The organism is Alphaproteobacteria bacterium (assembly GCA_035625915.1).
Taxonomy (GTDB): Bacteria; Pseudomonadota; Alphaproteobacteria; order JACZXZ01; family JACZXZ01; genus DATDHA01.
This window is the reverse complement of the sequence record DASPOR010000154.1, coordinates 1-4,558: the sequence shown is the minus strand read 5'-3', so window position 1 is coordinate 4,558 and position 4,558 is coordinate 1. Positions and strand designations below refer to the sequence as shown.

Sequence of the window (4,558 nt, the reverse complement as noted above, 5' to 3'; positions counted from 1 at the left end):
CTTGGCCCAAACGGCGTTGTTGAGGGACACAAAGTAAAGACCTACATCGACCTTTCGACGACGGGTCCGCGCGCCGCAGCCGAAATCGCACTGGCGATGGCTCAAAAAGGGATCGCCACGATAGATGCACCCGTCAGCGGTGGTGTGAGCGGGGCCGAGAAGGGAACGCTCGCGATCATGGTGGCGGGCCCAAAAAATTTGTGCGACCAACTACGGCCGATATTTGGAGTTATCGGCAAGTACTTCTACATCGGCAACGAGCCCGGTATGGGCCAGCTCATGAAGCTCGCCAACAACATGCTGTCCGCCACGGCGATGGCGGCGTCGGCCGAGGTTATGGTCATGGGTGTCAAGGCCGGGCTCGACCCGCGCATCATGATCGACGTCATAAACGCCGGGACCGGTGCAAACACGGCTATCCGTGACAAATTTCCGAAGGCTATTCTAAACCGCACGTTCGACTATGGGTTCAGCACCGGCCTCATGTACAAAGACATAATGCTCTGCCTCGACGAGGCTGAACGGCTGCGCACGCCAATGCGAGTATGCAACACGGTGCGCCAACTTTGGTCGGAGGCCAGAGGCCATTTTGGCCCCGAGTCGGACTTCACCACCGTCGTGCAACTCGTAGAACAATCGGCTGGCGCAGAAGTTAGGCCGCCACTAGCCTGACATGGCCCGATCGGAGGAGAGCTATGGCCGCACTTGCGCCCTATGACGTCTATGCGGTTCGTTATGCCCATCATGATCGCCTTGCTTCGGAGAATTTTCTCGGTGGCGATCCACACAACGCCCCCATGCCAATCGACTATTTTGTTTGGGCAATCGTTGGGCCGGACAGGTGCTATGTTGTCGATACGGGTTTCGATGCAGCTACGGGCAAGAAGCGTGGCCGCGAAGTCCTACGCTGCCCAAGCGAGGGTCTTGCCGCTCTTGGCATCGACCTTGGACAGGTACGTGACGTAATAATTACGCACATGCACTACGATCACTGCGGAAATCATCACCTTTTTCCCGACGCGACTTTCCATCTCCAGGATCTCGAAATCGCTTATGCAACCAGTCGTCATATGTGCCATGCACCTCTTGGCCAAGCGTACGAGGCTGAAGATGTCTGCGCGATAGTCCGCCGGCTGTTCAACGGCCGAGTGCAATTCCATGATCGGACCGGAGAGATCGCCGAGGGCCTAACCGTACATCACATCGGCGGCCACACCATGGGGCTTCAGGTGGTGCGGGTCTGGACCCGACGCGGATGGGTGGTCCTTGCGTCCGACGCATCGCACTTCTATGCCAATATGGAACAGGTGCGTCCGTTCCCGATCCTCTACAATCTCGGCGACATGCTCGAAGGTTACCGAACACTCCAGAAGCTCGCGGGTTCGAAAAAACACATTGTGCCGGGACACGACCCGCTGGTTCTGAAGCGCTATCCAGCGCCGAAGAAGGGTCTTGAAGGCATCGCCGTCCGCTTGGATGTCGAACCAATACTGGATTAACGCCTTACGTTTAATCATTACTCCGTGCGCGACTCAACCGACCGCCATTGAGTAGCATCCGCGGCCAATCGCGATGAGACGTTCCGAACCATCCAAGACGTCTACGTCGACGACACCGATCGTCCTGCCGGCGCGGCGGACGGATGCGCAGGCCTTAAGCTTGTTGCCACCGGCCGGCCGCAGATAGTCGACGCGCAGATTGATCGTCGGCACGCCGCCGCCGAGCAGGATCACCAAAGCGAAGTCGCCAGCCACATCGATGAGGCTCGCGATGACACCACCATGGAATTGACCTGTGCCGGGGTGACGTTCGAACTCCGGCGTAAGGGGTAGCTCCATCACGACCTGCTGCCGTTCGGCATCGATGGATACTGCGCGCATCTTCAGGAGACGAATGAAAGGAGAACCATCCAGCATCGCCTGCATACGCTCGAGCGTTACGGCACTTCCGGCGTCGCTCATGGGATCAACACCGCTTTTCCAAAAACCTCGCGTCGCATCAGCTCCCCGAATGGTTCTCGGATTTCCGAAAGCGGACGCTGACAGTGGACGACCGGCTTCACTCGGCCGTCGGCCACTCGCCGGAGTAGTTCCTGTAGATCGTCGACCGTCCAACCGTTACAGCCGAGGATATTGAACTCGAAGGACCAAATGTAGCGGATATCCGTCTTCGGATCGTAGCCTGCCGTGGCACCGCACGTCAGTAGCCGGCCATGACGTTTCAACGTTCGGAAACACTCGGCCCAGCTGTCGCCCCCGGTATAATTGACCACGACGTCTACCCCGCCTCCACCACGGATTCGCGGTTTTCCATATAAACGATGGATCTCGGCCACGTAATTCTGCTGGGCAGTGTTGATCACGTGGTCAGCACCCAGTTCCTTGAGCCGCACGATTTTCCATTCGGAGCTTGCGCAGGCGATCACTTTGCAACCGATCAACTTGGCGAGCTGCACACAGCACGTGCCAACCCCCCCACTCGCCCCCAAAATAAGAATTTTTTCGCCAGGCTGTAGTTGCCCACGGGTCTCGATCATGCGCAGTGCCGTTCCATAGGCGACCGGTAGGCACGCCGCCTCGACGAAGCTTACGGATTCGGGTAGGGGCAATAGGTATCCTTCATCGATCGCGACGAAATCGGAACAGCCGCCGCGCTTCGTTTCGCCCATCATCCCGTCCGGATGGTTTGGGATGACCATGACTCGGTCGCCGATTTTCCACCGCCCACCGTCTACGCCCACGCCAAGGCCTACGATCTCGCCAGCGATATCGGCGCCCGGAACCATGGGCAGGGGCGTCTTAAGCCCCGGAATTCCCCGCAAAACCATGGGGTCGAACCCATTCAAAGCAACGGCGCGCACGCGTAAGAGCGCTTGCGTCGGCCCTGGCTCGGGATCGGGAAAATCCTCGTAGCGCAGATTGTCGAGGGACCCGTGTTCGTGAAATACTGCCGCCTTCATTGCCCCTCCCCAGCTTGGAAGATTCAGCGATTGGGCCGACATCAGCATGCAGAAAATCGCAATTTTTAACCAGCCGCAATCGTCATTCGTCACTTTGCCCGAAGAGATTCGACCATGACCGAACTTCTTCCGCGCGACGTGCGATATGACAATTTGGGCTACTTTTCTTGGGCCGCGGCAAGACGTCGGCCAAATGGAACGGCAATAATCGATCTTTCGCGCGACAGGCCGACCGAAATTTCCTACGGCACGCTCGAAGAGCGGCTCGATCGATTCGCCCAAATGACCCTGCGCTTCGGCCTCAAGCCGGGCGATCGCCTGGCGATGTCGGCGGGTAATCGCTACGAGTTCATCGAAATCATGTACGGCGCCATGCGCGCCGGCGTCGTACCCGTGCCCCTCAATACACGTCTCGGCACCGATGTCCTCGAGTACATCGTGCGCGATTCGGCATGTGTCGCGGCAGTGGTAGACCCCGACGTAAATTCGGGCTTCGTCGCGGTTGTGGAACGCGCCATTCCTGGCCACCATTTTGGCCTTGGCACTGTACCGTCTGGTTGGCTCAACTACGAGAACGAACTGCAGGCGACGCCACCCGCCTTCGATCCGCCACGACTTGCGGGCGATCATCCCTCTTTCCAGCCTTACACCTCCGGGTCCACGGGCCGGCCGAAAGGCGTGATCCTGACCCATGCCGGCCAAATGTGGTGGATACGCACTTGCCACAGGAATTGGCCGATGTTGGAGACCGACCGCGCACTCACCGCCGTCCCGCTCTATCACAAGAACGCCATGGCAGGTGCAATCAAGACCGTCCTGCACGCCGGTGCATCGACAGTGATCTTGCCAAATTTCGAACCTCGGCGATTTCTGGAGACGCTTTCCCGCTACCGCTGCACCCACACCGGGGGCGTTCCAGCCGTGTTCACGCTCCTACTCCAGCAGCGCGATCTCATCGAAGGTTTGGATTTTTCGGCGCTTAAAGGGATCAAAATCGGCTCGGCGCCGACTGCGAAGGAGCTACAGCAAGCCGTCGAAACGGCGTTCAAGGTACCGGTCAGGGAGAGCTACGGCCTGACCGAGGGCGGACCGGTCATGATCGGCTCGCCGACGGACAGTCGAGAGGTGCCGAAGGGCAGTTGCGGCGTTGTCTGGCCGGAATGCGAGGTGAAGCTCGTCGGCGGCGATGGGAAGGAGAGTCCGAGTTACGGCGAGCTTTGGGTTAAAAACCCTGGCGTGACGCCGGGCTATCACAATCTTCCCGCCGTTAACCGTGAACGCCTCGTCAATGGCTGGCTTCGCACGGGCGACCTTTTCAGCCGTGACGCTGACGGCTTTTACTATTTCAAGGGCCGCACCGATGACATGTTCAACAGCGGCGGCGAAAACATATACCCTCTGGAGGTCGAAGGCTTGTTGCTCACGCATCCCGACATTGCGGACGTGTCGGTCGTCCCCATCGCTCATCGGATCAAGGGCGAGGTCCCGGTCGCGGTGGTCGTCAAGCGCTATGGCGCCTCGATCGATGAAGCAGCCGTCCGCAATTTCGCGTTGAAATGCGGGCCGGCTTACGCCCATCCGCGTCGAGTGGTTTTCGTC

5 protein-coding genes are annotated in these 4,558 nt (G+C 59.0%); 3 read left to right on the top strand and 2 right to left on the bottom strand.

What is annotated here, in order from left to right:
- Both VEJ16_12105 and VEJ16_12100 read left to right on the top strand, forming a co-directional pair.
- Positions 1-672 (top strand): NAD(P)-dependent oxidoreductase (locus VEJ16_12105; protein HYB10406.1); only part of this gene is annotated, 672 nt, incomplete at its 5' end.
- A gap of 23 nt (positions 673-695) precedes the next feature.
- Complete coding sequence (locus tag VEJ16_12100; GenBank protein ID HYB10405.1) at positions 696-1,499, top strand: N-acyl homoserine lactonase family protein; 804 nt, start codon at positions 696-698, stop codon at positions 1,497-1,499.
- Positions 1,500-1,532: 33 nt separating this feature from the next.
- Here VEJ16_12100 and VEJ16_12095 read toward each other — a convergent pair whose 3' ends face one another.
- A complete protein-coding gene (locus VEJ16_12095) occupies positions 1,533-1,961 on the bottom strand; it encodes a PaaI family thioesterase (protein ID HYB10404.1) in 429 nt (142 codons plus the stop codon).
- Positions 1,958-2,959: a zinc-binding dehydrogenase gene (locus VEJ16_12090; protein HYB10403.1), complete on the bottom strand. Its 1,002-nt coding sequence runs from the start codon at positions 2,957-2,959 to the stop codon at positions 1,958-1,960. The genes VEJ16_12095 and VEJ16_12090 overlap by 4 nt, the downstream gene beginning before the upstream one ends.
- Positions 2,960-3,073: 114 nt before the next feature.
- Here VEJ16_12090 and VEJ16_12085 point away from each other — a divergent pair.
- On the top strand, positions 3,074-4,558 hold a 1,485-nt coding region (locus VEJ16_12085; GenBank protein HYB10402.1), incomplete at its 3' end, for a class I adenylate-forming enzyme family protein.

Coding starts and splice junctions, on each gene's coding strand:
- VEJ16_12100 (HYB10405.1), top strand. CDS start 696: ATGGCCGCACTTGCGCCCTATGACGTCTATGCGGTTCGTTATGCCCAT.
- VEJ16_12095 (HYB10404.1), bottom strand. CDS start 1,961: ATGAGCGACGCCGGAAGTGCCGTAACGCTCGAGCGTATGCAGGCGATG.
- VEJ16_12090 (HYB10403.1), bottom strand. CDS start 2,959: ATGAAGGCGGCAGTATTTCACGAACACGGGTCCCTCGACAATCTGCGC.